The organism is Pelovirga sp. (assembly GCF_059864205.1).
Genome location: NZ_JCBCBS010000211.1, coordinates 1 through 1,767, shown reverse-complemented (window position 1 = coordinate 1,767; position 1,767 = coordinate 1). Strand labels below are relative to the sequence as shown.

Genomic DNA, 1,767 nt, shown 5'->3' with positions numbered 1-1,767 from the left:
GCTGTTGTGCAGCGTGGTAAATGGTGGCGGCTGGTTTCATGGCGCCGGCCTCAAAAGAGGCCAGGCGGTCGTGACAATAAGCATCCAGTGCGTAGGTTGCTGACAGAAAATCCCAGTGGAGCTTGCCAATATTGGAGAGCAGATACACCGGATAATGGTTTTTAAGCTCAGCCGCTAATTCAAGCATTTCAGGTATCGGAGCAAAGAGACCGTTCCAGGCTTGCCTCAACTGTTCTTGAGCAAGGGGCCGGGCGAGCAGGCTATTCATCCCGGCGAGAAAATCGTCACAGGCTAAATAGCCGTGTTCGTAATCATGCAATCCGGCCTGCAGCAAAAAATCTTCCACCTTGGCCGCTTGCACGCCGTGCTCACGTAACAGGGCAAAGAAATCGACATAGCTGTAATCAATCAGCACCTTGCCCAGATCGAAGACAATATAGTTGACTGCTGCCGCCCCTGGTTTCATGCTTTGTCAGCCGTAATCCGCCGACTCTCCAGGTAAAAACGTTTTTCGTCCGCCTCGCCCATAGAGAAGGTTTTGCGCGGCAGGGCGCCGTCAAGCACTATGGTGCGGAACAAGTCATGTTTGGAGATGGAAGGCAGATAAAATCCGGCGTTGTGCTCTTTGCTGCCGAGTTCGGCCACTTCATGATCTCCATGGATATAGTCAATGCGAACCTGCGGGTTAGTGCTTAAAAATTCGTCAAGGAAAGCCTGCAAAGAAGCAACCTCAAGGGTGTACTCCGGATCAGCGATATCGCAGGCAAAATATTGATTCTCCACAACCATCACGAAAGTGTGCTCCCCCTCAATTTCATCGAGGCAGGCTTTGGCTCCTTTCAAATCACCGCAGATCGTCAGCGTCAACGGGGTGCCGCGTTCCTGAAAATATGCGCTCATGGCCTGTTTAAGCTGTTCGCCGTCAACATTGAACAACACCCGATGGATCGCCTCAAATTCCAGCCCCCGATCGTGGACATTGACCAGCTCGACCAGGGCAAAGCGGGCCGGATGATCCATCACCTGCTGCGGATCATCAGCCTGTTCCTTGATCTTCTCCCAGATCGCTTTGGCCGTAGCGAAAGAATGATTGCCGTCGCCCATGGCGTAGAGCATGACATCCCCTGCCACATTGTAGCGATTGCGGTAAACCGCCGGGTCCGCCAGGTGCTCAAGAGCCGAGGCCACCTGTTCGATAAGCTCCGGTTGATCAACCCGATACCCCGTCAGATGCCCCCCCTGGCACAACAGCTCAACATCATAAACCTTCTCTAGCTTCTCTTCGAACAGTGGCTCGATCACCGTGCACTGCGGATCATCGATCAACACCATGATGTGGGGTAGTTCAATCGGTGCATTTTCACGCACCCGAATCCGCGGCGGCAAGCGTTCGACGATGGTTCCTTCCGTCGCTCGGATCAGGCTTTTGGAACCGGGGCGATAATCGTAGCGTTCCAGATCCAGCGCCACCATCAGCCCTTTGCGTGACGGAACGGCAGAGGTGCGACGATCGACCAGGACAAATCCGGGCGGCTGTTCTTCCAGAACCCCTTGCGCCAGGTAGGCTTCCATGGTGCGGTTGATGGCCTGGATGCGCTCCTCAACGTCCGCATCTTCAAGGTAGACTTCCGGCAGGGTCAACCGTAAGGTCGAGGGCGCCAGGCCAACCTGCTCGTCCAGATGCCGCCAGTAGTTACGGTCGGAGGTGTACTGATCGCAGGCAATCACTGCCCAGCGCTGCATGTCGACCCCTTTTTTCGGTAGCAG

At 54.9% G+C, this 1,767-nt stretch carries 2 protein-coding genes; both read right to left on the bottom strand.

Annotated elements, in window-relative coordinates; genetic code table 11:
* On the bottom strand, positions 1–466 hold a 466-nt coding region (locus tag AC6F7T_RS13170; protein ID WP_500719557.1), incomplete at its 3' end, for an HAD family hydrolase.
* The coding region (locus tag AC6F7T_RS13165; protein WP_500719555.1) for a DUF1015 family protein at positions 463–1,767 on the bottom strand (1,305 nt) is incomplete at its 5' end. The genes AC6F7T_RS13165 and AC6F7T_RS13170, both read right to left, overlap by 4 nt.